The sequence below is a fragment of the Flavobacterium sp. 316 genome (genome assembly GCF_000967805.1).
GTDB classification, from domain to species: Bacteria; Bacteroidota; Bacteroidia; order Flavobacteriales; family Flavobacteriaceae; genus Flavobacterium; species Flavobacterium sediminilitoris.
In genome coordinates, this window is sequence record NZ_JYGZ01000004.1 from 91,533 (window position 1) to 114,370 (window position 22,838).

Consider the following 22,838-nt stretch of genomic DNA (forward strand, 5'->3'; position numbering starts at 1 on the left):
ATATTTCTAAACAAAAAATCCCAAGTTTTCACTTGGGATTTTTCATATATAAAATTAAATTTTATTTTAATTTTTTCTTCACTTCAACTTCGTGGAAACATTCAATTACATCATACTCTTTCAAGTCATTGTAACCTTTAATTTGCATACCACAATCGTATCCTTTAGAAACTTCTTTCACATCGTCTTTGAAACGTTTTAACGCCACTAATTCTCCTGTATAGATAACAACCCCTTCTCTAATTAAACGAATTTGTCCATTTCTTAAGATTTTACCGTCTGTAACCATACATCCTGCAATAGTACCCACTTTAGAAATTTTGAATAATTCTCTAACTTCCGCAGTTCCTGTAATCTCTTCTTTTAATTCTGGAGACAACATTCCTTCCATTGCATCTTTCAAATCATCAATAGCTGCATAAATAATTGAATAGTTACGGATATCGATTTCTTCTTTTTCTGCTAATTGTTTTGCGTTTCCTTGTGGACGAACATTAAATCCAATAATAATTGCATCCGAAGCTGAAGCTAACAATACATCTGATTCCGTAATTGCACCAACTCCTTTATGAATAATATTAATTTGAATTTCTTCTGTTGACAATTTAGAGAATGAATCTGATAATGCTTCTACAGAACCATCAACATCTCCTTTAAGAATAATATTCAATTCTTTAAACTGACCTAATGCAATACGACGACCAATTTCTGCAAGTGTAATATGTTTTTGAGTACGAACAGATTGTTCACGTTGTAATTGTGTACGTTTTGCTGCAATTTGTTTTGCTTCCCTCTCATCATCATATACATTAAACTTATCACCCGCAGTAGGAGCACCGTCTAAACCTAATATAGATACTGGTGTTGATGGTCCTGCTTCCGTAACATTGTGCCCTCTTTCATCAAACATGGCTTTAATTTTTCCATGATTTTTTCCAGCTAACATATAATCTCCAATTCTTAAAGTACCTGCTTGAACTAAAATTGTAGTTACATATCCACGTCCTTTATCTAATTGAGCTTCTACAACCGTACCAATTGCATTTCTATCTGGGTTTGCAGTAAGCTCTAACACTTCTGCTTCTAATAATACTTTTTCTAATAAGTCTTTTACTCCTAAACCTGTTTTAGCTGAGATATCATGAGATTGATATTTTCCTCCCCAATCTTCAACTAATAAATTCATTGCAGCTAACTTCTCTTTAATCTTTTCAGGATTAGCTGTTTGCTTATCTACTTTATTAATTGCAAAAATCATTGGAACACCTGCTGCTTGCGCATGACTAATTGCTTCTTTTGTTTGAGGCATTATATCATCATCAGCCGCAATTACAATAATTGCAATATCTGTAACCTGAGCTCCACGAGCACGCATTGCGGTAAAAGCTTCGTGACCTGGTGTATCTAAGAAAGCGATTTTTTGACCATTTTCTAACTGAACCCCATAAGCTCCAATATGTTGCGTAATTCCTCCTGATTCACCAGCGATTACATTCTCTTCACGAATATAATCAAGTAGCGATGTTTTACCATGATCAACATGTCCCATAACCGTAACGATTGGTGCTCTATGTTTTAAATCTTCTGGTTTATCTAAAACTACTTCCGCAGCTTCTTCAATATCAGTAGTAATGAATTCTACTTCATATCCAAACTCGTCTGCTACAATTGATAGTGTTTCCGCATCTAAACGCTGATTCATGGTAACCATGATACCTAACGACATACACGTTCCAATTACTTTTGTAATAGGCACATCCATTAAAGAAGCGATTTCACCAACTGTTACAAACTCAGTAACTTTTAAAATTTTATTTTCAAGTTCTGCTTGTTGTAATTCATCATCAACACGTTGACGGTGTGAATCCCTTTTATCTTTTCTATATTTAGCTGCTTTAGATCCTTTTTTACCTTTACCTTGAAGTCTCTCAAGAGTCTCCTTAATTTGGTTTTTAACTTCTTCTTCTGTAGGTTCTGTTTTTTGAACTACAACTTTTTTACCTTTATTAAAACGGTCTTTAGAAAAAACTTTTTTAGGTCCTCCCGCAGCATTACCTGCATTATTCCCAGCATTACCAGGAACAGGTTTTGTGATTCTTTTACGTTTATTTTTATTTGGATCATTTCCCCCACCATCTTTCTTATTCTGATTTCCTTGGTGGTTTCCTCCAGCTTTTTTAAACTCTTTTTTATTATCTTCAGGTTTCTTTTTTACTTTTTCAAATTGAGACAAATCAATTTTTTGACCTGTAAAAGTTGTACCTGATAACTTTTGATAATTCGTTTTAATCTTATCTTCTTCTGCTTGTTCTTCGGCAGTTTTAACTTCTTCTTTTTTAGCTTCAGTTTTTTCTACTGGCTTTTGCTCAACTACTTTCTTTTGAATTTCAACTTTTGGCTGAACTTTAACCACTTCAACCTTTGGAGTTTCAACTTTTGGAGTTTCTTCCTTTACCTGATTTTCATTAGAAACAGCATTTGTTTTTTCCTCTTTAACTTCAGCAACAACTTTGATTTTCTCTTCAACAATAGGAGTTTCTTGTTGTTTTTGTTCTTGCTTTTTTGGATTCAAATCAATCTTCCCGACTGCTTTTGGACCAGCTAAAGAAGCCTTTGCTTTGATTACTTCTTGTTTCTGAATTTCTTCCTGCTGACGTTTTAATTCAACCTCTTTTTCTAGCTCTCTCTTAAGTGCTTCTTTCTCCTTTTTCTTTTCTTCACTAACTTCAAGCGAGGCTACTTTCTTTCCTTTATCAGCAGAAAATTGATTGCATAAGACATCATACTCTTCTTGAGATATTTTAGCATTTGGACTAGGTTCAATTTCATGATCCTTTTCTTTTAAAAAGTCCACCGCTCTATCTAGAGAAATGTTTAACTCCCTTAAAACTTTGTTGATTCTTATAACTCTTTTATCAGACATATAATCTTTTTTCTAATTCTTTTTATTTTGCGTGTTGTTTATCTTATAAAAGTTAGTCTTCCAATTCTTCTTTTAAAATACGAACAACGTCTAATATTGTTTCTTCTTCTAAATCAGTCCTTCTCACCAAATCTTCAACATCCTGACCTAGTACACTTCTTGCTGTATCTAAACCAATTTTTTCAAATTCTTCAATAATCCATCCTTCGATTTCATCTGAGAATTCTCTTAATTCAACATCATCTACTTCTACCACTCCTTCTCTTATAACATCTAATTCATAGCCCGTTAACAAACTAGCTAATTTAATGTTATATCCACCTCTACCGATAGCTTTTGATACTTCTTCTACTTTTAAAAACACTTCTGCTTTTTTAGTCTCTTCATCAATTTTAACAGATGATACTTTTGCTGGACTTAAAGCTCTTGTAATATATAATTGAATGTTATTCGTATAATTAATAACATCAATATTTTCATTTCCTAATTCGCGAACAATTCCATGAATTCTAGATCCTTTCATTCCGACACATGCTCCAACTGGATCAATTCTATCATCATAAGAATCAACAGCAACTTTTGCCTTTTCTCCTGGGATTCTTACTACTTTTTTAACATTGATTAAACCATCAAAAACCTCTGGTATTTCTTGCTCAAATAACTTCTCCAAAAATTCAGGAGCTGTTCTTGACATTATAATTTGTGGTTTATTTCCTTTTAATTCAACATTTTCAATAATTCCTCTAACATTATCTCCTTTTTTGAAATAATCACTTGGAATTTGTTTTTCTTTTGGCAATACTATCTCATTTCCATCATCATCCATCAAAACTACTAATTTTGGTCTAACATGATGCACTTCTGCTGTGTATATATCTCCAATTAAGTCTTTAAATTGTTTATATAAATTAGTATTATCGTGTTCATGAATTTTCGAAATCAAATTTTGACGTAAAGCTAAAATTGCTCTTCTACCTAATTGAAATAATTTCACTTCTTCAGAAACTTCTTCTCCAACTTCAAAATCTGGCTCAATTTTTCTTGCTTCTGACAATGAAATTTCAGAATTTTCGTCTTCTACTTCTCCATTTTCAACTACCGTTCTATTTCTCCAAATTTCCATATCTCCTTTATCAGGATTTATAATGATATCAAAATTATCGTCTGAACCATATTTTTTCTTCAATGCATTTCTAAACACATCCTCTAAAATTGCCATTAAGGTAACTCTATCAATGAGTTTATCGTCTTTAAATTCCGAAAACGATTCAATTAACGCAATATTCTCCATGTCAACTCTTTATTTAAAATGATACTACTACTATCGCTTCTTTTATTTCCGAATAAGGCAAATTTACAGATTTTTCAACTGTTTCTTTTCCTTTTCCTATTTTTTTTGGTTCTCTAGCTTTCCATTGCAATGTTATTCCTAAATCATCTGCATTAACAAGCTCTGCTTCAATCTCTTCTAATGTTGTCGTTTTAACTTTCAGTTTCCTTCCAATATTTTTTACATATTGACGAACTAGCTTCAAAGGGGATGACAAACCTGATGAGGCAACCTCTAATCCAAAATCACATTCTTCTCTGTCGAGATTTTGCTCTATCAACCTACTAACATCTATACAATCTTGTAGATTAACTCCATTATCTCCATCTAAAACAATATTAATTTTATTTGCATCATCTATTTTTAAATCTATTAAAAATAAGTGAGGTCTTTCAACCAATACGTCTTCTAATGCTTTTTCTACTTTACTTCTAAATGTCATATTTTTATAAAAAGAGGCACGCATTGCGTGCCTCATTATTTAAATCCGTGCTAAATAATCGAGGCAAATATACATAATATTTTTTAATTAAAAAAAATGTATTTTTCTTAATATAATTTAGTAAATTTATAAAACAAAATTTTACTCTCAAAACTTTAAATTAATTATGAAAAAAATTCTAGTACCAACAGATTTTTCAAAACATTCAGAATACGCATTAAAAGTTGCTGCACAAATTGCCAAAAAAGACAACAGTGAAATTGTCATAATTCATATGCTCGAATTACCTACAACTGGGAGCGATGCTATTTCATCTTCACATGAAATTCCTGAATTAATGCTTTTTAAAAATGTTGCAATTGCCAAATTAGATAATCTTATGAATGCACCATACCTTGATGGTATTACCGTTTCAAAAGTTATCCAATTCGAATTAGCTTTTGACGGTATTATGAACAATGGAAAAAGCCATAATGCTGATTTAATTGTAATGGGCTCACATGGCGCAAGCGGATTTCAAGAAATGTTTATTGGATCTAATACAGAAAAAGTAGTTCGAAACTCAGAAGTTCCTGTTTTAGTAATCAAAAGAGAAGAAAACGATTTCAATGCTAAAGACTTTGTTTTCGCATCTGATTTTTCTGATGAAATCAAAAAACCATTCAAAAAAGTAGTTGATTTCGCAAATAAATTCAATTCACACATTCATTTAGTAAATATAAACACTCCTAATAATTTCAAATCTACCAGTGTAGCTCAAAAAATTATGGACAAATTTACTTCTGAATTTGAAATAAACAACTACTCTACCCACATATACAACGACATAAACGTTGAAAAAGGTATTTTACATTTTGCAAAAAGCATTAATGCTGATTTAATAGGAATGAGTACACATGGAAGAAAAGGACTTTCACATTTCTTTAATGGCAGCATTAGCGAAGACCTTGTTAATCACGCAAAAAGACCTGTTATAACCTTTAAAATATAACTACAAAGAAATAAAATAAAAAAAGCCTCTCGTATGAGAGGCTTTTTTGTTGTCCCACAAGGACTCGAACCTTGAATGACGGTACCAAAAACCGGAGTGTTACCATTACACCATGGGACATATTTCCTGAATGCGAGTGCAAATTTAGAACATATTTTCTAATGTGCAAATTTTTCTAAAAAAAATATTAAAAATTTTTTTTCTCTGCTACTAATTCCAAAAAAGTACTTTCTTTGTAAAACATATTAAAAAAGACAAACTAATTAAATATGAAGGCATTTAATTTTAACAAATGGAATACCCTAATAGGCTGGATTACTTTCACAATCGCGCTATTAACTTATTCATTAACAGTAGAACCCACAATGAGTTTTTGGGATTGTGGAGAATATATTGCTACCTCAGCTAACCTTGAAATTGGGCATCCACCTGGAGCTCCACTATTTCAAATGCTTGGTGCTTTTTTCGCTATGTTTGCTACCAGTACATCAAAAATTGCATTAATGGTTAACATGATGTCTGTTTTTTCTAGTGCTTTCACCATACTTTTTATGTTTTGGTCTTTAACTCTTCTAATGAAAAGAGTCTTTATTACTGGAGAAGAAAACACAAACAACAACTACATAATGATTTTAGGAAGTTCAGCTATTGCTTCATTAGCTTTTACTTTTTCAGATAGTTTTTGGTTTAATGCCGTTGAAGCAGAAGTTTATGCAATGGCTTCTTTTTTAATAGCATTATTATTTTGGTTAGGTCTTCGTTGGGAACAAGATATGGATAATCCAAAAGGAAACAAATGGTTATTAATTATTTCACTAGTAATTGGACTATCGTTTGGAGTTCATTTCATGGCATTATTAACATTTCCAGCAATAGGTCTTTTATATTTCTTTAAAAAATATAAAAACATAACTATAAAATCATTCTTAATAGCAAATGTTATAATAATAGCTATATTACTGTTTATTTTTAAACTTCTTTTGCCATACACTTTAGCCTTCTTTGGTAAAACAGAAATTTTCACAGTTAACACACTTGGATTACCATTTAATTCTGGAACAATTTTAGCATTTTTAATTTTAATCGCATTATTTTATTTTGGATTAAAATACACAAAAGAAAAAGGACATGTTTTTTACAATACTATTATACTTTCTATTCTTTTTATCTTGATTGGTTTTTCATCTTGGTTAATGCTTCCTATTCGAGCAAATGCTAATCCTCCTATCAACGAAAACAAACCTTCTGATGCAGCCGAAGTTTTAGCTTATTATAACAGAGAACAATATGGTGAACAACATTTGTTTTTTGGCCCTCAATTTTCTGAAGCATACGCAGGATTAGATGAAGAAAACCCGTACACTGATGGAAAACCAAATTATGAGCGTGATTATAAAACTGGAAAATATGTCATTATTAACAATTATGTAAATGCAAATCAAAATTCTGATGATAACCACAAAGCTTTTTTACCAAGAATGTGGAGCAATGATCATAATGAAAACTACATGCGTTTTACCGAACCTTTAGATTTTAGAATTAAACCTGAATATGCAAGTGAGCAAGAATTAATAGAGATTGTTTCTCAATTTAGAACCGCTTTCAACAGTGGTCGATTAGACTTAGAAGATTATGACAAGTTTTTAAAAGGATATAGAGAATATTTAATTGTTGAAAAACCTAGTTTTATTAACAATGTTAAATTCATGTTTGAATATCAGTTTGGATATATGTATTGGCGTTATTTAATGTGGAACTTTACTGGTCGTCAAAATGACAATCAAGGAAAATACGATAATACTAATGGTAATTGGATAAGCGGTATTAATTTTATTGACGCTATAAGATTAGGCAATCAAGATAATCTTTCATCTGATATGCTCAATAACAAAGGGAGAAATACTTATTTCTTTTTACCCTTTATACTAGCTGTTATTGGAATGATTTTTCATGCTAAAAAAGACATAAAAAGCTTTTATGTATTACTTGTTTTATTCTTGTTTACTGGCTTAGCATTAAAAATATACTTAAACGAAAGGCCTTTTGAACCAAGAGAAAGAGACTATGCTTTAGTTGGATCTTTTTATGTTTTCGCAATGTGGATTGCTTTTGGAGTATATTCAATATACGATGGGCTCAAAAAGTTTTTACAGCCAAAAATAACAATTCCAGTTGTACTAACATTAACCTTGTTAGCCGCTCCAGTATTAATGGCTAATCAAAACTGGGATGACCATAGTCGTGCTAATAAATACACTGCTTTGGCAAACGCAAAAGCGTATTTAGATTCTTGTGAAAAAAATGCGATCTTATTTACTATTGGAGATAATGATACTTTCCCTTTATGGTATGCACAAGAAATTGAAGGTTACAGAACCGACATAAGAATAGTAAACACTAGTTTATTTATGACTGATTGGTATATAGATCAAATGAGACGTAAAGCTTATGATTCTGAACCAATTCCATTATCAATGCCAAGAGATTTATACAAAGGAAGCAATAGAGATTATAGTTTTTATATTGAAAAAACAAAAGATTCTATAACACTTCAAGATTTAATCCAGTTTATTTCTTTAGAAGATGAGAGAGCTAAAATTGATTTAAGAAGCGGTCAAAAAGTAAACTATTATCCGTCAAATAAAATCATTATTCCTATTGACAAAGAGAACATTATTAAAAACAACGTTGTTTCTCCAAAATATCATGATTCCATTGTTCCTTATATCGAATTTACCATAAAAGGAGATGCAATCTATAAAAACAGATTAATGATGCTAGACATTATTAATGAAAACAATTGGGAAAGACCTATTTATTTTACAGGTGGTAGTTTTGGCGATGACGATTATTTATGGATGAAAGATTATCTGGAATTAGATGGTATGTGTTTTAAATTAGTTCCTGTTAAAACTAAAAACAGTAAGAATGGACCAAGTCCACTTAACATGGGACTTATTGATGCCGATAAAATGTATGATATTGTTACAAAATGGGATTGGGGAAATAGTGGTAACCAAGACATCTATCATGATCCTGAAACTCGTAAAAATGGAATTACTTACAGAACCAATCTTGCTCGATTAATGGAAGCTTTAATCAATGAAAACAAAAATGATAAAGCAGAAAAAATAATTGAATTGGCAATGGAAAAAATGCCAATTGATCAATTTGAATACTACACTTTAGTTGAACCATTTGCTGAAGGATATTATGAAATTGGGAAAAAAGAAAAAGCTAGAGAAATTCTTAAAAAATTGATTACAAAATACCATGAAGAACTAACTTATTTTAAAAGCTTAAGTTTTGATGAGCAAAATGATATCTACATAGAAATTATTTCTTCTATTGAACGATATCGTAGTTTATTAGAAATAATGAAACGAGCGAAAGACACTGACCTTTACAATAAAGAAAAGGACAAATTCAACAACTATAATAAAATGTTCCCTCAATTTGACAGAGATATGGAATAATTTATAATCTAAATAACTAAAAATGTGATGCTCTAGAGTGTCACATTTTTTATTTATTTACCTTTACAGTATGAAATTATTTTGGGTAAAAACACCATCATTCATTAGAAAATTATTTCCGAATTATATTTGGAAAATTCCTAATTCAAACAATGAGATTTTCTTAACATTTGATGATGGACCTATTCCAAATGTAACTGAATGGGTTTTAACCATTTTAAAAGAAGAAAACATAAAAGCTACTTTTTTTTGTATTGGTGACAATATTAAGAAACATCCTGAAATATTTCAAAGAATAATCTCAGAAGGACACTCTGTCGGCAATCACACTTTTAATCACTTAAATGGTTGGAAAACAAAAAATGAAAAATACCTCAACAACATTAATCTTTATGAAATTGAGCATCAAAAAAACACTTTAAAAAACAATAAACTATTTCGTCCTCCTTATGGAAAAATAAAACCAAGTCAAGCTGTTTTTCTTAGAAAAAAAGGATATAAAATAATAATGTGGGATATACTAAGTTATGATTTTGACAAAAACACAAGTCATGAAAAATGTTTAAAAAATGTAATAAACAACATCTCTTGTGGAAGTATTATTGTATTTCACGATAGCTTAAAAGCAGAACAAAATATCAAATTTGCACTGCCGAAAGCAATACAAATATTAAAAGAAAAAGGATTTAATTTTAGTACAATATGAACTAAGCATATTCAGTAACTAAAGAAATTAATGTATTTGCATCCATCTCTCCACTTTGCCTCCAAATCATTTGTCCTTCTTTATAAATCATCAAAGTAGGTAATCCTTTAACTCTAAGAGCTTCTGCTAACTCACGGTTTTTATCAACATCAATTTTAATAACTCTAGCTTTATCTCCAAGTGCAGCAGCTACATCACGAATAACTTCGTTCATAGCTACTGAAGATTCATTCCACTCTGTGAAAAAATCTATCAGCACTGGTACTTGTGCATCTATAAGCTCTCCAAATTTTGACATATAATCGAAATTTTTAATAAAAAAAGTAATTTCTAATCGAAAACTATATACAAATGTAGCATTTTTACTGAATTATGCTACATTTTCATCAGAATATATTAGACATCCTACATCAAGTAAGCAAAATCAATACAAATACAAAGAATACATTTTATTTCTTTTCTCCTTTTTTTAACTCTATAACCGTTATTTCTGGCATAATTCCAACTCGTCCTGGATAAGCATGAAATCCAAAACCACGATTTACATATACATATCTACCAAGATTTTCATACAAACCTGCCCATTGTTTATACACATACTGAACTGGACTCCATTTTATCCAACCCGGAATTTCAATCCCAAATTGAAAACCGTGCGTATGCCCAGAAAGCGTTAAATGATAATGATTTTCATCATGTTGAACTTCAGCATCCCAATGACTAGGATCATGACTCATTAAAATTTTGAAATCATTTTTATGAACCCCTTCAGATGCTATTTTTAAATCTCCAGCTTTTTTAAAATGTTTACCCCAATTTTCAACCCCTATAAGAGCTAACTCACTTTCTCCTTTTTTAAATCTCACATTTTCATTTAAAAGGAGTTTAAATCCAATTTTTTCATGTAAATCTTTTATCGCCTGAAAATTAGCCTCTTTTTCTTCCTTAGAATCCCATTCAAAATATTCTCCATAATCATGATTACCTAAAATAGAGAATTTACCCAAACTCGAATTTTCTATTTTTTTAAACGTATCAATCCAAGGATCCATCTCTTTAGCATGCGTATTTACAATATCTCCTGTAAATAATACTAAATCTGAGTTTTGTTCATTAATTAAATCAATTGCGTATTGTATTTTTTCTGGATTATCGAAACTTCCACTATGAATATCTGAAATATGTGTAATTGTAGTTCCTTCAAAATCTTCTGGCAAATCTGGGTAAAAAATAGTCTGTTTTATAACTTTAAAATTATATTTCCCTATAGTCATTCCGTACAGCAAAGAAGTAAATGGTATTGCCGCTAATCCAAATGCTATTTGACTTACAAATGTTCGTCTTTCAGGTAAAAATTTTCCTCCATTATTATCACCCATAAAATAAATAATAATTGCTTCAAAAAAACGAAAAACATCTTCTCCAAAAAGAATTAAAGTAATTACTATTTTAGGCAAGACTGTTATTAACAACAGCCCTATTGTAAAAAGAGATTGCCTATTTTGACCTTCACCTCTATTATGAGTGAATATAAAAAAAGATATATATGCAATAACAATTAAAGAGATCAACAAATAAGCTCCTATTATCCATTTTGATTTTATAATTGTCTTTACTGCTTGATAGGAATAAAATTCAATAATTAGAATTATAAGAAGTGGTATTAACCAACGTAACATAATATTATTTTTTTACAAAATAACAAATATTGAATCAGCTCTAAACATTAATTGTTAAAATTTTAACTCAAATTTCTTTTTTTAATCCGCTATAAGATTTAATGAAACTGTTAGGATATTACCACTCCCACTAAATCTTTGAGCAAAAACTTCAATATAATCATTGGGAGACAATTCTACTATAGTTTGAAGAGGTACAGCTAAAATATCTGTTGTCGAACTTGAATTCACATATACTTTTGATTGATTAAGCACTGTGCCATTTTTGGCTATATAAAAAACATATATAGTACTCGTAGCTGTGGCTTGAAACGATGCGGAACCACTAATTCTAAAAAAACGTTTTTTATTTCCTAAATATTGCATACGGTTATCCGTTCCTCCTCTTGAAGATCTATATAAATTATTCGAAGTAGTAGCTCCAGAAAGCTTAACTGGCGTACCAGAAAGTGTTGTAAGTGCTCCAGAACCAACAGGATAATCAAAATTAATATCCCCTACAGCAACTCTATCTCCCTCTACTGGAATTCCTGAACAATTAACGTCCCATTTATTATTAAAATTAAAACCCGCATAAGAACCTACCGTATACTTTTTTACAAAAAAACCAGTTGTAGGTGTTCCTGTAAAATCTACACTATCTATTGTTGCATCAATAGAAATTGTAGGATTTGAAGACACATCAAGACCAATACTTGCTCCATACAACTCTGTAAATCCTCCTTGTTTTTGAAGTGTATTGAATGTCCCTTCAAATTTTTCATAAATTCCCGCATTATTCCCAATCCATCCTTGATTATTTAACAATAATTTTGAAATATCTCTATAAATGATTCCATTAGCATTCCCTGTATATTGAATTATACTTGTAAAAACTAATGCAAAATTATCTATCACGCCAACATTTGCCGAATTTGCAATTATAGCGTCTCTAAATATCAAACTTTGAGTACCACCTCCGTTTATATTAAACACATTTCCCGAAGAAGCAACAAGAGTTAACACTCTCATAGAACCTCCTGTAGTTCCCACAAAAAGATCACCCGATGCCCTAACCAACTTATCATCGCTAGAATCCAAACCTATTATATAAGCATTATTTATTTCTATTGGGAAATCAACAAGTATTGTTCCATTAATCTCATATAACGTTTGAGAATCTAATAAATATTTAGAACCTCCTCCAGCAGCCAACTCTGTTGCTAAAATATTTGCTAAAACATCTGTAGACTTAATACGCTTAAATTTTGATCTACCACTCTGTATGGCAACCCAAGTAGTAGCTATTAAATCATAATAACTATATTGCTTTAAATCAGTATCATAAACCAATAACCCATTAGCAGGTGATGTAATGGCTAACTTTTCAGCAGTTGTCATTCTGGGAGCAAGCATTCCTTGTGTTGTAGATGACATATCTAATATTGAACTTGCATGAGGAGAAGTAGTATTAATTCCTACTTGGGCATTCCCATCTTGAAATATTATAGATATAACAAATAACAGTAAAAAGACTTTCAAATTATAGGTACAATTCTTTTTCATAAGGAAATAATTTATATCCGTTTAATTCAAAAATACAAAATATACAGCAAACAAAAACGACATAAACCCCTGTAAAACTTAACTTTAACAACAATTACAGATTTCATATCTTCCTTTTTTATTATTTTTTTTATTAATGAGGAAATTAAATCTTTGAAGAATCGTATTTTTACATTTTAAATCAAAATAACATTTCATGTCACAAAAACGATTATTTCTACTGGACGCTTATGCTTTAATTTTTAGAGGTTATTATGCATTTATAAAAAACCCTAGAATTAACTCTAAAGGAATGGATACATCTGCAATCATGGGTTTCATGAATTCGCTAATGGATGTAATTAAACGTGAAAAACCAGATCATTTAGCGGTTGCATTTGATAAAGGAGGTAGTGATTATAGGCTAGAAATGTTTGAAGAATATAAAGCAAATCGAGATGAAACCCCTGAAGCAATCAAAATAGCTGTTCCATATATCCAAGAATTATTAAAAGCCATGCATATTCCTATCATAGAAAAAGCAGGTTTTGAAGCAGATGATCTAATTGGTACACTTGCTAAACAAGCAGAAAAAGAAGGCTATCAAGTTTTTATGGTTACTCCTGACAAAGATTTTGCTCAATTAGTTTCCGAGAACATATTTATGTATCGTCCTGCTAGAATGGGAAATGGTATCGAAATATGGGGAATTCCTGAAGTACAAGCCAAATTTGAAATTGAAAATCCACTGCAAGTAATTGATTTTCTTGGAATGATGGGTGACGCAATAGACAATATTCCTGGATTACCTGGTGTTGGTGAAAAAACAGCAAAAAAATTCTTAGCTCAATATGGCTCAATGGAAAACCTCTTAGCAAATACTCATGAGCTTAAAGGAAAAATGAAAGAAAATATTGAAGCGAATAAAGAAAAAGGAATTCTTTCTAAAAAATTAGCTACAATTCTATTAGATTGTCCTGTCCAGTTCAACGAGAAAGATTTTGAGCTTTCACAACCAAATGTAGAAAAAACAGATGAGATATTCCAAGAATTAGAATTTCGTCAAATGAAAACTCAATTTGATAAAATTTTTGGAGCCAATGATTCAGAGAGTGGTAACTCAGAAAAACCAATAAAAAAACCATCACCAAAAAACGAAAACCAATTCGATTTATTTGGCTTTTCTGATGAAGATACTACTGAAATTACTCACAATTCCTTCTATGCAACACTAGAAACTACAGAACATTTCTACCAAATTATACAAGGTGATTTAGCTCTCAAATTACTTTTACAAAATTTAGAAAAACAATCATCTGTTTGTTTTGACACAGAAACCACAGGTTTAGATGCGTTAAATGCGGAATTAGTTGGAATTGCTTTTTCATGGGAAAAAGGGAAAGGATTTTATGTCCCATTTCCAGAAAATCAAGATGAAGCCAAAATATTGGCAACTAAATTTATTCCTTTCTTTCAAAACGAAAAAATTGAAAAAATTGGTCAAAATATAAAATATGATTTAAAAATATTAGCAAATTATGAAATTGAAGTAAAAGGACCTTTTTTTGACACCATGATTGCTCATTATTTAATAAATCCTGATATGCGTCATAACATGGATATATTATCAGAAACCTATTTAAAATATAGTCCAAAATCGATTGAAGCATTAATTGGTAAAAAAGGAAAAAATCAAAAATCAATGCGAGACGTTACTTTAGAAGAAATAAAAGAATATGCTGTTGAAGATGCTGATATAACTTATCAATTAAAAGAACATTTCCAACCTATATTAGAAAAAGTCGGAACGAAAAAATTATTTGACGAAATAGAAATTCCTCTTGTAGAAGTCTTGGCAGCCATGGAAAGTGAAGGAATTAACCTAGATGTTCATTTCCTTAAATCAATGTCTACAGACATGCAAATTGAAATTAATACCTTCGAACAGAAAATATATGAAATCGCAGGCGAAACATTCAATTTAGCTTCTCCAAAACAATTAGGTGATATTTTATTCGACAAACTTAAAATTGGTGGGCCAAAGCAAAAGAAAACAAAAACAGGTCAATATGCAACTGGTGAAGAAATTTTAAGTTATTTAGCAAAAGACAACGAAATTGTTCAACACATCTTAGAATGGCGACAACTTGTTAAATTACAGAATACTTATGTTGATGCTTTACCAACTCAAGTTGACATAAAAACAGGTCGAGTTCATACAGATTACATGCAAACTGTTGCCGCAACTGGACGTTTAAGTTCTAACAATCCGAACTTACAAAACATCCCTATTAGAACGGAAAGAGGAAGACAAATTAGAAAAGCCTTTATTGCAAGAGATGAAAATCACACCTTATTAGCTGCCGATTATTCTCAAATAGAATTAAGAATAATAGCTGCTTTAAGTGGAGAAACTACAATGATTGAAGCTTTCAAAAATGGAGAAGATATTCACCGTTCTACTGCTTCAAAAGTCTTCAATGTAGCTTTAGAAGATGTTACTAAAGAACAACGTAGTAATGCTAAAACAGTAAATTTTGGAATTATATATGGTGTTTCTGCATTTGGATTAAGCAATCAAACAGATTTAACAAGAAGTGAAAGTGCAGATCTTATTGATGCTTATTACAAAACTTACCCCAAATTAAAAGCATATATGCAAGAACAAGTTGATTTTGCAAGAAAAAATGGATATGTTCAAACAATTTCAGGAAGAAGACGTTATTTAAAAGACATCAATTCTGCAAATGCAGTTGTTCGTGGTGCAGCAGAAAGAAATGCTGTAAATGCACCTATTCAAGGTAGCGCTGCTGATATTATTAAAATAGCTATGATTAACATTTACAAACGATTAAAAAATGAAAAATGGCTATCAAAAATGCTTTTACAAGTACATGATGAACTTGTCTTTGACGTTCACAACAGCGAATTAGATAAAATCCAATCTATGATTAAAGATGAAATGGAAAGTGCTTTTAAGTTAGAAGTGCCACTTACTGTTGACTTAGGATTAGGAAAAAATTGGCTTGAAGCGCATTAAAAACATATCTTTAAAAAAACAAGGAATCAAATTTAAAATTTGATTCCTTGTTTTTTTATTTTTTTACATAGAAAAAAAACCTAAATAATATATACATAATATTTAAGTTTTTAATTCTTTAATCTCTGGTTAATACAATAAATTTATCTAAAAGGCTGTTTCTTTTTAATTATCTAAGATTAAATAATACAAACAACAAACATAAATTCTAAATCAATATTCATTATAATTTTCTAAATCAATATTCCGTTTCAAATCACATTATCTCTCAACTAATCAACAACTTATTGATATATTAAAATTTTCAATTATTATACTAAAAAGCATTTAAATTAAAAATTTTATACTTAAATGAACTTTATATAGGCAAATATAATTAACATTTTTTATATATTTAATATGTTAAATGTTAAAATTTTGTTTTTTTTAACAACCCTACTAATATCAAAGGATTTGAACTGATCAATCTCAATAATTTTATCATATACATCTAATTATCCAACCTTTATTACAACAAAATCACCAAAATAGCCCATTCATATTTATATAAAAAACATCTTGTAAAATAAAACTATCTATTAAATTTGCAGTAAATAAAAAATTCATTTCACCTAATGGAATCTATTTAAACTATGAAAAAAATTCTTTGCATATTATACTGTTTTATAATATTATCATCATTTGCTCAATCTGAACCAAGATTTCAAAGAATAGATAGTCTACTAACTTATTTAGAGGTCAACAATAAGTTTATGGGTTCATTAGCAATCCAAGAAGGGAATACTATTGTTTTTTCAAAAGCTTACGGCGCTAGTGACATTGAAAATAACACAAAAGCTAATGAAGAAACAAAATACAAAATAGGCTCTATTACAAAAACCTTCACAGCTATTGTAATTATGCAATTAATAGAAGAAAAAAAATTAAAACTAGACACTCAATTATCTGTTTTTTATCCAAAAGTAAATAATGCTGATAAAATAACTATTAACGATTTATTACATCAAAGAACAGGAATTCCAGACTATATTAATCAAGACTCAATCACAAAGGAAGAACTTAATGCTCCCAATTTAAAAGAAGCTATTTTTAACAAAATCGAAAACTACAACTCCCTTTTTGAACCCAATAGCCAATACGCATATAGTAACTCTAACTATTATCTACTTGGTGGTATTATAGAAAAAATCACAAAAAAATCCTATTCTGAAAATATAGAAAAAAGAATTATTAATAAAATTGGACTAAAAAACACTTTCTATCCAAAAGAAGGTGTTAAAACCATAAATAATGAAAGTTATTCTTATATATACAGCGGATCGTCTTGGGAAAAAATTGACGAATGGAAAAATGATATAGCCTATGCTGCTGGAGCAATTGTCTCAACACCCTCAGATTTAACTAATTTTATGCGTGCTTTATTTCAAGGAAAACTAGTTAAAAAGAATTCTCTTGAAGAAATGAAAACATTAAAAGATAGCTATGGCATGGCTCTAATTCAATTCCCTTTTGGAGAAAGACGTTTTTATGGTCATACTGGAGGAATAGAAAGCTTTCGAGCAGTTGTAGGATATTACCCAACAGAAGATCTAGGGATTTCATTAATTGTAAACGGAGACAATTACAATCGTAATGATATTATGATTGGTATTCTAAGTATTTACTACAAGATTCCTTTTCCTTTCCCGAACTTTGAAAAGATAAATGCAGAGCTAATTTCAAAATACTCTGGCACTTATTCTTCTAAAGATATTCCGCTGAAAATAAATATCTTTGAAAAAAACGGAGAGCTTCTTGCTCAGGCAACAGGACAAAGTTCGTTTCCGTTAACGCTAAAAGATGAAAGAACATTTATTTTTGCACAAGCTGGAATAGAAATTATTTTCGATGAAAATACCTTTATTTTACACCAAGGAGGTGGAAAATTCAATTTTACAAAAGAATAATGATTTTTAAACTAAAAATTTCCAACACACTTACAACACAAATTAAATCAATAACAAATAGTACTTATCTAGACATTATTGGCTTAATCATAGTAATAACAGTTTCTATAATCTTAGGGTATTACAAAACAGTTTATAATTTTTCTTTCAATGGAAAAAATTATATGTTTCTATTAGGTTATGTTTCTATTATTAACACTAGCTTTTCGATGATTGGAAACAGACTCGTAACGAAGAAAAATAATATTGGGAATTTCATAACTACTTGCAATACTTTTTTGAGTGGTTCAATAGATTATTTACTCGGAAATATCGGAGCAATACTAACCTATCCAGTTTCTTTTATAGGTAATTATCTTGTTTTTAATTCTTGGAAAAAAAGTAAAGTACTACGAAAAATAGATTTAATTTTTTACCAAAATATTATTCTTGGCTTCTTCTTTTCTTTTTTACTTAATTATATTGCTTTTAAATATTTATCAACCAACACAATCGATTGGAAACTTTATTTTGCTATTTCAATTCCTGCTGGACTAACATTTGGAGGTACTTTCAATACTGCTAGAATGTATCCCGACAATTGGTTTTTATGGCAATTTTATAATCTTACAAAAATTATTCAAAATCTGCTATTGCTAAATATTGCTAATACAGCTAAATACATATTTTATTTTTTCAATGCTATAATTGGATATATTACTTGGAATGATGATCAGAAAAAACAATTATAATTTTCTCGTAGAATCTCTTTGTCTCAATTCCGTTTTTATAACAATTGTTCTATAATCTAATATTTCAGCTTTTTCAGCTTGCAATCTATCAATTAGTAATGTAGCTGCTTTCTCTCCTATTTCTGGAGCATGTTGACTTACAGTAGAAAGACTTGGTGTTAATCTACGAGACCAAGCACCATCAGCAAAACCTATTATATTGAGTTCATCAGGTATTTTATATCCTTTTTGCAGCGCTAGTTTCATAGCTCTAGTTGCAGAATGCTCATCGATAGCAAAAATACCATCTACTTTTTTAGCACGCAAAAGTGTTTCAATTTTCACATCAAGACCTTCTTCCTCAACTCCAATTAGCATCAGATTTGTATCAAAATCCATTTTATTTAATTCCAATGCCCTTTTATATCCTTCAAAACGCAACTTACCTACACTTAAATTATCAATAGTAGAAATCAAAGCAATATGTTCACATCCAATATTAATTAAATGCTGTGTAGCATCAAAAGCAGAGTCTAAATCATCCACAATTACTTTATCTGATCTTACAGAATCTGTAACCCTATCAAACATCACAATTGGGGTACCTGTCCTAATTATTGCATTATAATGATCAAAATTTTTTAATATCTGAGTTTCTTCTGCAATTGACAAAACAAATCCATCTACAGCACCATTATTAAGCATTTCCATCAATTGCTTTTCTCTATCTAATGATTCATTTGAAATAGCAGTTATCACATTATAACCTCTATTTCTCGCTACGTTTTCAATACCACTAAAAACTTTAGCAAAAAAAGAATTTAAAATATTTGGAAGAATTACTCCAATAGTGCTTGATTTTTGATGTTTAAGATTTTTTGCCATCAAATTAGGCTTATAATTTCTTAAAACAGCAAACTCCTTAATTTTATCCTTTGTTGCTTTACTTATTTCAGAACTATCGTTCAATGCTTTAGAAACAGTTGAAATAGAAACTCCCAATTCTTTTGCAATTTGTTTTAGAGTAGCTTTAGATCTCATATTGAATTTTTAAAAAGTAAAAATAGCAATTTAATCACGGTAAAACAGACTGATTCCCTAAATATACAGAAACTATTTAATATCAAAAGATTAAGTCAAAATAATAAAATCCTTAAAATCAGAAAATATTATGTCCTTGCCATTTGTATTTATGATAAATAATTGTACTTTTGCACTCCCTTAATTGGGAATGGAATGTTTAATTTAAATTAATTATTGTGAACACATTAAGCTACAAGACAGTATCGGCAAATAAAGCAACTACTCAAAAAGAGTGGATTGTTGTAGATGCTGAAGGTCATAACTTAGGTCGTTTTGCTTCAAAAGTAGCTATGCTATTAAGAGGTAAATACAAGCCAAGTTACACACCGCATGTTGACTGTGGAGATAACGTAGTAGTTATCAATGCAGAAAAAATCAACCTTACTGGAAACAAGTTAGATGACAAAACGTACATCAGACACACAGGTTATCCAGGAGGACAAAGAAGTTTAACTGCTAAAGTAATGCAAGATAAAAACCCTGCACTATTAGTAGAGAAAGCTGTTAAAGGAATGTTACCTAAAAACAAATTAGGTGCTGAATTATTCCGAAATTTAAATGTATATGTAGGTACTGAGCACAAACATGAGGCTCAAAAACCTAAAACCGTAAACCTAAACGATCTTAAGTAATGGGAGTTATTCACAAAATCGGTAGAAGAAAATGTGCTGTTGCACGTGTTTATGTTACTGAAGGAACAGGTAAAATTACCGTAAATAAAAAAGAATTTACAACTTACTTCCCAACTGCTACTTTACAGTACAAAGTAATGCAACCGTTAGCAATGACAGAAAACGCAGAAAACTTTGACGTAAAAGTAAACGTTTATGGAGGTGGTTCAACAGGACAAGCAGAAGCAGTAAGAATGGCTTTAGCACGTGTAATGTGTGAAGTTGAAGCTGAAAACAGAGCTATCCTTAAACCAGAAGGATTACTTACAAGAGATCCTAGAATGGTTGAACGTAAGAAATTTGGTCAGAAAAAAGCACGTAAGAGATTCCAATTCTCAAAACGTTAATATCCTGTATATTTCAGAATATTTTTTCAGACATATTTTTACAATTAAAATTGAATTTAAAACAAAGTTGCCGATATTCCTTGTAAAAAGGGAATTAGTTTAGCATCTAAATTTTCAAGACTAACGAAAGTGACTACTTGATAATTGCTATAACACGGAACGTAAACTATTACACAATGGCAAACAAAATTGACGTTAAAGAGTTATTAGAAGCTGGTGTACATTTTGGACACATGACTCGCAAATGGGACCCGAATATGGCTCCTTATATTTATATGGAACGTAATGGTATCCATATCATAAACTTATACAAAACAGCAGCTAAAATAGAAGAAGCAAACGAAGCTTTGAAAAAAATTGCTGCTTCAGGTAGAAAAGTACTTTTCGTAGCTACAAAAAAACAAGCTAAAGATATCGTTGCAGAAAAAGCAGCAGCTTGTAACATGCCTTACATCACTGAAAGATGGCCAGGTGGTATGCTAACAAACTTCATCACTATCCGTAAAGCTGTTAAAAAAATGGCTTCAATTGACAGAATGAAAAAAGATGGCACTTTTAATACTCTTTCTAAAAAAGAAAAATTACAAGTAGATCGTTTACGTGCAAAATTAGAGAAAAACTTAGGTTCAATTGCAGATATGACAAGATTACCTGCAGCTCTTTTTGTAGTAGACGTGAAAGCTGAACATATCGCAATAAAAGAAGCTCAAAAATTAAACATTCCAGTTTTTGCAATGGTTGATACAAACTCGGATCCACGTCCAATTGATTTTGTTATCCCTGCAAATGATGATGCTTCTAAATCAATCGATAAAGTTTTAGGATTAGTTTCTTCTGCTATCGTTGAAGGTCTTTCTGATAGAAAAGCTGAAAAAGATGAGCAACCAACTAAAGAAGTTGAAACTAAAACAGAAGCTACTACTTCTAACGAATAATAATAGAATATTAATTCCAAAAAACAATTACCAAATTCCTATTCTATTAGAAACATAAAGTTGATAATAATTTAAAATAGGAATTTGGTTTTTGGATTTTGGAATTTTTACATTTAAAAAAATAAAAGATAAAGTTATGGCAAATATTACTGCTGCAGACGTAAACAAATTAAGAACAGCTACTGGTGCTGGTATGATGGACTGCAAAAAAGCTTTAGTTGAAGCAGATGGAAATTTTGATTTAGCTATTGAAAACCTTCGTAAAAAAGGACAAAAAGTAGCTGCAAATCGTTCTGATAGAGAATCTACAGAAGGAGCTGCAATTGCTGTAGTAAATGCAGACAAAACAGCTGGTGTAACTATTACATTAAACTGTGAAACTGACTTCGTAGGTAAAAACGAATCTTTCGTGAAATTAGCTACTGACTTAGCAAACCAAGCATTAAACTATGCTACTAAAGAAGAATTATTAGCTTCTGATTTCAATGGAATTTCAGTTTCTGAAAAATTAATTGAGCAAACTGGTGTTATTGGAGAAAAAATCGAAATAGGTTCTTTTGAAAGATTAGAAGGAGCATTTGTTGGTTCTTATATCCACGCTGGAAACAAAATTGCTGTTTTAACTTCATTATCTGCAAACGTAGAAGGAGCTGAAGAAGCTTCTAGAAACGTAGCTATGCAAGCTGCCGCAATGAACCCAATCGCTTTAAATGAAGCTGGTGTTGATTCTGCAATCATTGAAAAAGAAATTGAAATTGCAAAAGAGCAATTACGTGCTGAAGGAAAACCAGAAGCAATGTTAGATAATATCTCTAAAGGAAAAATCCAACGTTTCTATAAAGACAACACTTTAGTAAATCAAGATTATATCAAAGATGGTTCTATGAATGTTGCTGCATACGTAAAATCAGTAGATTCTAATTTAACTGTTACAGGATTCAAAAGAGTATCTTTAGGATAATTTAATTAGTATATACTTATACTTTTTATAAAAACCTTAATTTGAAAATTCAAATTAAGGTTTTTTTGTTTTAT

The 22,838-nt window shown here is 30.3% G+C and carries 17 protein-coding genes and 1 tRNA gene; 10 read left to right on the forward strand and 8 right to left on the reverse strand.

What is annotated here, in order from left to right; all coding sequences use genetic code 11:
- Positions 1-61: 61 nt before the first annotated feature.
- From infB to rimP, 3 genes are read right to left on the reverse strand one after another with little or no spacing between them, the layout of a single operon-like run.
- Positions 62-2,923, reverse strand: a complete 2,862-nt coding sequence (gene infB, locus SY27_RS09215) for a translation initiation factor IF-2 (protein WP_045969502.1) — start codon at positions 2,921-2,923, stop codon at positions 62-64.
- Positions 2,924-2,975: 52 nt separating this feature from the next.
- Positions 2,976-4,214 (reverse strand): transcription termination factor NusA, encoded by a 1,239-nt coding sequence (nusA, locus tag SY27_RS09220; protein ID WP_045969504.1) that lies wholly within the window; start codon positions 4,212-4,214, stop codon positions 2,976-2,978.
- 13 nt (positions 4,215-4,227) lie between these two features.
- Positions 4,228-4,695 (reverse strand): ribosome assembly cofactor RimP, encoded by a 468-nt coding sequence (rimP, locus tag SY27_RS09225; protein WP_045970215.1) that lies wholly within the window; start codon positions 4,693-4,695, stop codon positions 4,228-4,230.
- A gap of 166 nt (positions 4,696-4,861) precedes the next feature.
- Here rimP and SY27_RS09230 point away from each other — a divergent pair, with 166 nt between their 5' ends.
- A complete protein-coding gene (locus SY27_RS09230; RefSeq protein ID WP_045969506.1) occupies positions 4,862-5,686 on the forward strand; it encodes a universal stress protein in 825 nt (274 codons plus the stop codon).
- A gap of 49 nt (positions 5,687-5,735) precedes the next feature.
- On the opposite strand, the gene SY27_RS09235 is transcribed toward SY27_RS09230, so the two are convergent.
- Positions 5,736-5,806 (reverse strand) — tRNA-Gln (locus SY27_RS09235).
- Between the two features lie 149 nt (positions 5,807-5,955).
- Between SY27_RS09235 and SY27_RS09240 the strand changes: the two genes are divergently transcribed.
- Both SY27_RS09240 and SY27_RS09245 read left to right on the forward strand, forming a co-directional pair.
- On the forward strand, positions 5,956-9,162 hold the full coding sequence (locus SY27_RS09240; protein ID WP_045969508.1) for a DUF2723 domain-containing protein: 3,207 nt from the start codon (positions 5,956-5,958) through the stop codon (positions 9,160-9,162).
- A 70-nt stretch (positions 9,163-9,232) separates the two neighbouring features.
- Complete coding sequence (locus tag SY27_RS09245; protein ID WP_045969511.1) at positions 9,233-9,868, forward strand: polysaccharide deacetylase family protein; 636 nt, start codon at positions 9,233-9,235, stop codon at positions 9,866-9,868.
- A gap of 1 nt (position 9,869) precedes the next feature.
- On the opposite strand, the gene SY27_RS09250 is transcribed toward SY27_RS09245, so the two are convergent.
- The 3 genes from SY27_RS09250 to SY27_RS09260 all read right to left on the reverse strand — a co-directional run bounded on the left by SY27_RS09250 (position 9,870) and on the right by SY27_RS09260 (position 13,092).
- Positions 9,870-10,166: a co-chaperone YbbN gene (locus SY27_RS09250; protein WP_045969513.1), complete on the reverse strand. Its 297-nt coding sequence runs from the start codon at positions 10,164-10,166 to the stop codon at positions 9,870-9,872.
- A gap of 151 nt (positions 10,167-10,317) precedes the next feature.
- The gene (locus SY27_RS09255) at positions 10,318-11,550 is read right to left on the reverse strand and encodes a metallophosphoesterase (RefSeq protein ID WP_045969515.1); all 1,233 of its coding nucleotides are present in this window, start codon (positions 11,548-11,550) and stop codon (positions 10,318-10,320) included.
- 78 nt (positions 11,551-11,628) lie between these two features.
- Positions 11,629-13,092: a hypothetical protein gene (locus SY27_RS09260; protein WP_045969517.1), complete on the reverse strand. Its 1,464-nt coding sequence runs from the start codon at positions 13,090-13,092 to the stop codon at positions 11,629-11,631.
- 196 nt (positions 13,093-13,288) lie between these two features.
- Here SY27_RS09260 and polA point away from each other — a divergent pair, with 196 nt between their 5' ends.
- The 3 genes from polA to SY27_RS09275 all read left to right on the forward strand — a co-directional run bounded on the left by polA (position 13,289) and on the right by SY27_RS09275 (position 18,788).
- Entirely contained in the window at positions 13,289-16,111 is a 2,823-nt protein-coding gene (polA, locus tag SY27_RS09265) for a DNA polymerase I (protein ID WP_045969519.1), read from the forward strand.
- A gap of 632 nt (positions 16,112-16,743) precedes the next feature.
- Positions 16,744-18,057 (forward strand): serine hydrolase, encoded by a 1,314-nt coding sequence (locus SY27_RS09270; RefSeq protein WP_045969521.1) that lies wholly within the window; start codon positions 16,744-16,746, stop codon positions 18,055-18,057.
- Positions 18,057-18,788 carry a nicotinamide mononucleotide transporter family protein gene (locus SY27_RS09275; RefSeq protein WP_045969523.1) on the forward strand — a complete coding sequence of 244 codons (732 nt, stop codon included), beginning with the start codon at positions 18,057-18,059 and terminating at the stop codon, positions 18,786-18,788. Before SY27_RS09270 ends, SY27_RS09275 begins: the two co-directional genes overlap by 1 nt.
- Here SY27_RS09275 and SY27_RS09280 read toward each other — a convergent pair.
- Complete coding sequence (locus SY27_RS09280) at positions 18,783-19,808, reverse strand: LacI family DNA-binding transcriptional regulator (protein ID WP_045969525.1); 1,026 nt, start codon at positions 19,806-19,808, stop codon at positions 18,783-18,785. The genes SY27_RS09275 and SY27_RS09280 overlap by 6 nt on opposite strands.
- Positions 19,809-20,026: 218 nt before the next feature.
- Between SY27_RS09280 and rplM the strand changes: the two genes are divergently transcribed.
- The 4 genes from rplM (at position 20,027) to tsf (ending at position 22,764) form a co-directional block, all read left to right on the forward strand.
- Complete coding sequence (gene rplM, locus SY27_RS09285; RefSeq protein WP_045969527.1) at positions 20,027-20,482, forward strand: 50S ribosomal protein L13; 456 nt, start codon at positions 20,027-20,029, stop codon at positions 20,480-20,482.
- Positions 20,482-20,868: a 30S ribosomal protein S9 gene (gene rpsI / locus SY27_RS09290; protein ID WP_045969529.1), complete on the forward strand. Its 387-nt coding sequence runs from the start codon at positions 20,482-20,484 to the stop codon at positions 20,866-20,868. The genes rplM and rpsI overlap by 1 nt, the downstream gene beginning before the upstream one ends.
- A 176-nt stretch (positions 20,869-21,044) precedes the next feature.
- Complete coding sequence (rpsB, locus tag SY27_RS09295; RefSeq protein ID WP_045969531.1) at positions 21,045-21,803, forward strand: 30S ribosomal protein S2; 759 nt, start codon at positions 21,045-21,047, stop codon at positions 21,801-21,803.
- Positions 21,804-21,939: 136 nt separating this feature from the next.
- On the forward strand, positions 21,940-22,764 hold the full coding sequence (gene tsf / locus SY27_RS09300) for a translation elongation factor Ts (RefSeq protein WP_045970217.1): 825 nt from the start codon (positions 21,940-21,942) through the stop codon (positions 22,762-22,764).
- The last annotated feature ends 74 nt before the right edge of the window (positions 22,765-22,838 follow it).

What these genes read in the sequence shown, in the direction of transcription:
- nusA (WP_045969504.1), bottom strand. Translation starts at nt 4,214, where the DNA reads ATGGAGAATATTGCGTTAATTGAATCGTTTTCGGAATTTAAAGACGAT.
- SY27_RS09275 (WP_045969523.1), top strand. Translation starts at nt 18,057, where the DNA reads ATGATTTTTAAACTAAAAATTTCCAACACACTTACAACACAAATTAAA.
- SY27_RS09230 (WP_045969506.1), top strand. Translation starts at nt 4,862, where the DNA reads ATGAAAAAAATTCTAGTACCAACAGATTTTTCAAAACATTCAGAATAC.
- polA (WP_045969519.1), top strand. Translation starts at nt 13,289, where the DNA reads ATGTCACAAAAACGATTATTTCTACTGGACGCTTATGCTTTAATTTTT.
- SY27_RS09245 (WP_045969511.1), top strand. Translation starts at nt 9,233, where the DNA reads ATGAAATTATTTTGGGTAAAAACACCATCATTCATTAGAAAATTATTT.
- rimP (WP_045970215.1), bottom strand. Translation starts at nt 4,695, where the DNA reads ATGACATTTAGAAGTAAAGTAGAAAAAGCATTAGAAGACGTATTGGTT.
- rpsI (WP_045969529.1), top strand. Translation starts at nt 20,482, where the DNA reads ATGGGAGTTATTCACAAAATCGGTAGAAGAAAATGTGCTGTTGCACGT.
- rpsB (WP_045969531.1), top strand. Translation starts at nt 21,045, where the DNA reads ATGGCAAACAAAATTGACGTTAAAGAGTTATTAGAAGCTGGTGTACAT.
- SY27_RS09260 (WP_045969517.1), bottom strand. Translation starts at nt 13,092, where the DNA reads ATGAAAAAGAATTGTACCTATAATTTGAAAGTCTTTTTACTGTTATTT.
- tsf (WP_045970217.1), top strand. Translation starts at nt 21,940, where the DNA reads ATGGCAAATATTACTGCTGCAGACGTAAACAAATTAAGAACAGCTACT.
- SY27_RS09250 (WP_045969513.1), bottom strand. Translation starts at nt 10,166, where the DNA reads ATGTCAAAATTTGGAGAGCTTATAGATGCACAAGTACCAGTGCTGATA.
- SY27_RS09280 (WP_045969525.1), bottom strand. Translation starts at nt 19,808, where the DNA reads ATGAGATCTAAAGCTACTCTAAAACAAATTGCAAAAGAATTGGGAGTT.
- SY27_RS09270 (WP_045969521.1), top strand. Translation starts at nt 16,744, where the DNA reads ATGAAAAAAATTCTTTGCATATTATACTGTTTTATAATATTATCATCA.
- infB (WP_045969502.1), bottom strand. Translation starts at nt 2,923, where the DNA reads ATGTCTGATAAAAGAGTTATAAGAATCAACAAAGTTTTAAGGGAGTTA.
- SY27_RS09240 (WP_045969508.1), top strand. Translation starts at nt 5,956, where the DNA reads ATGAAGGCATTTAATTTTAACAAATGGAATACCCTAATAGGCTGGATT.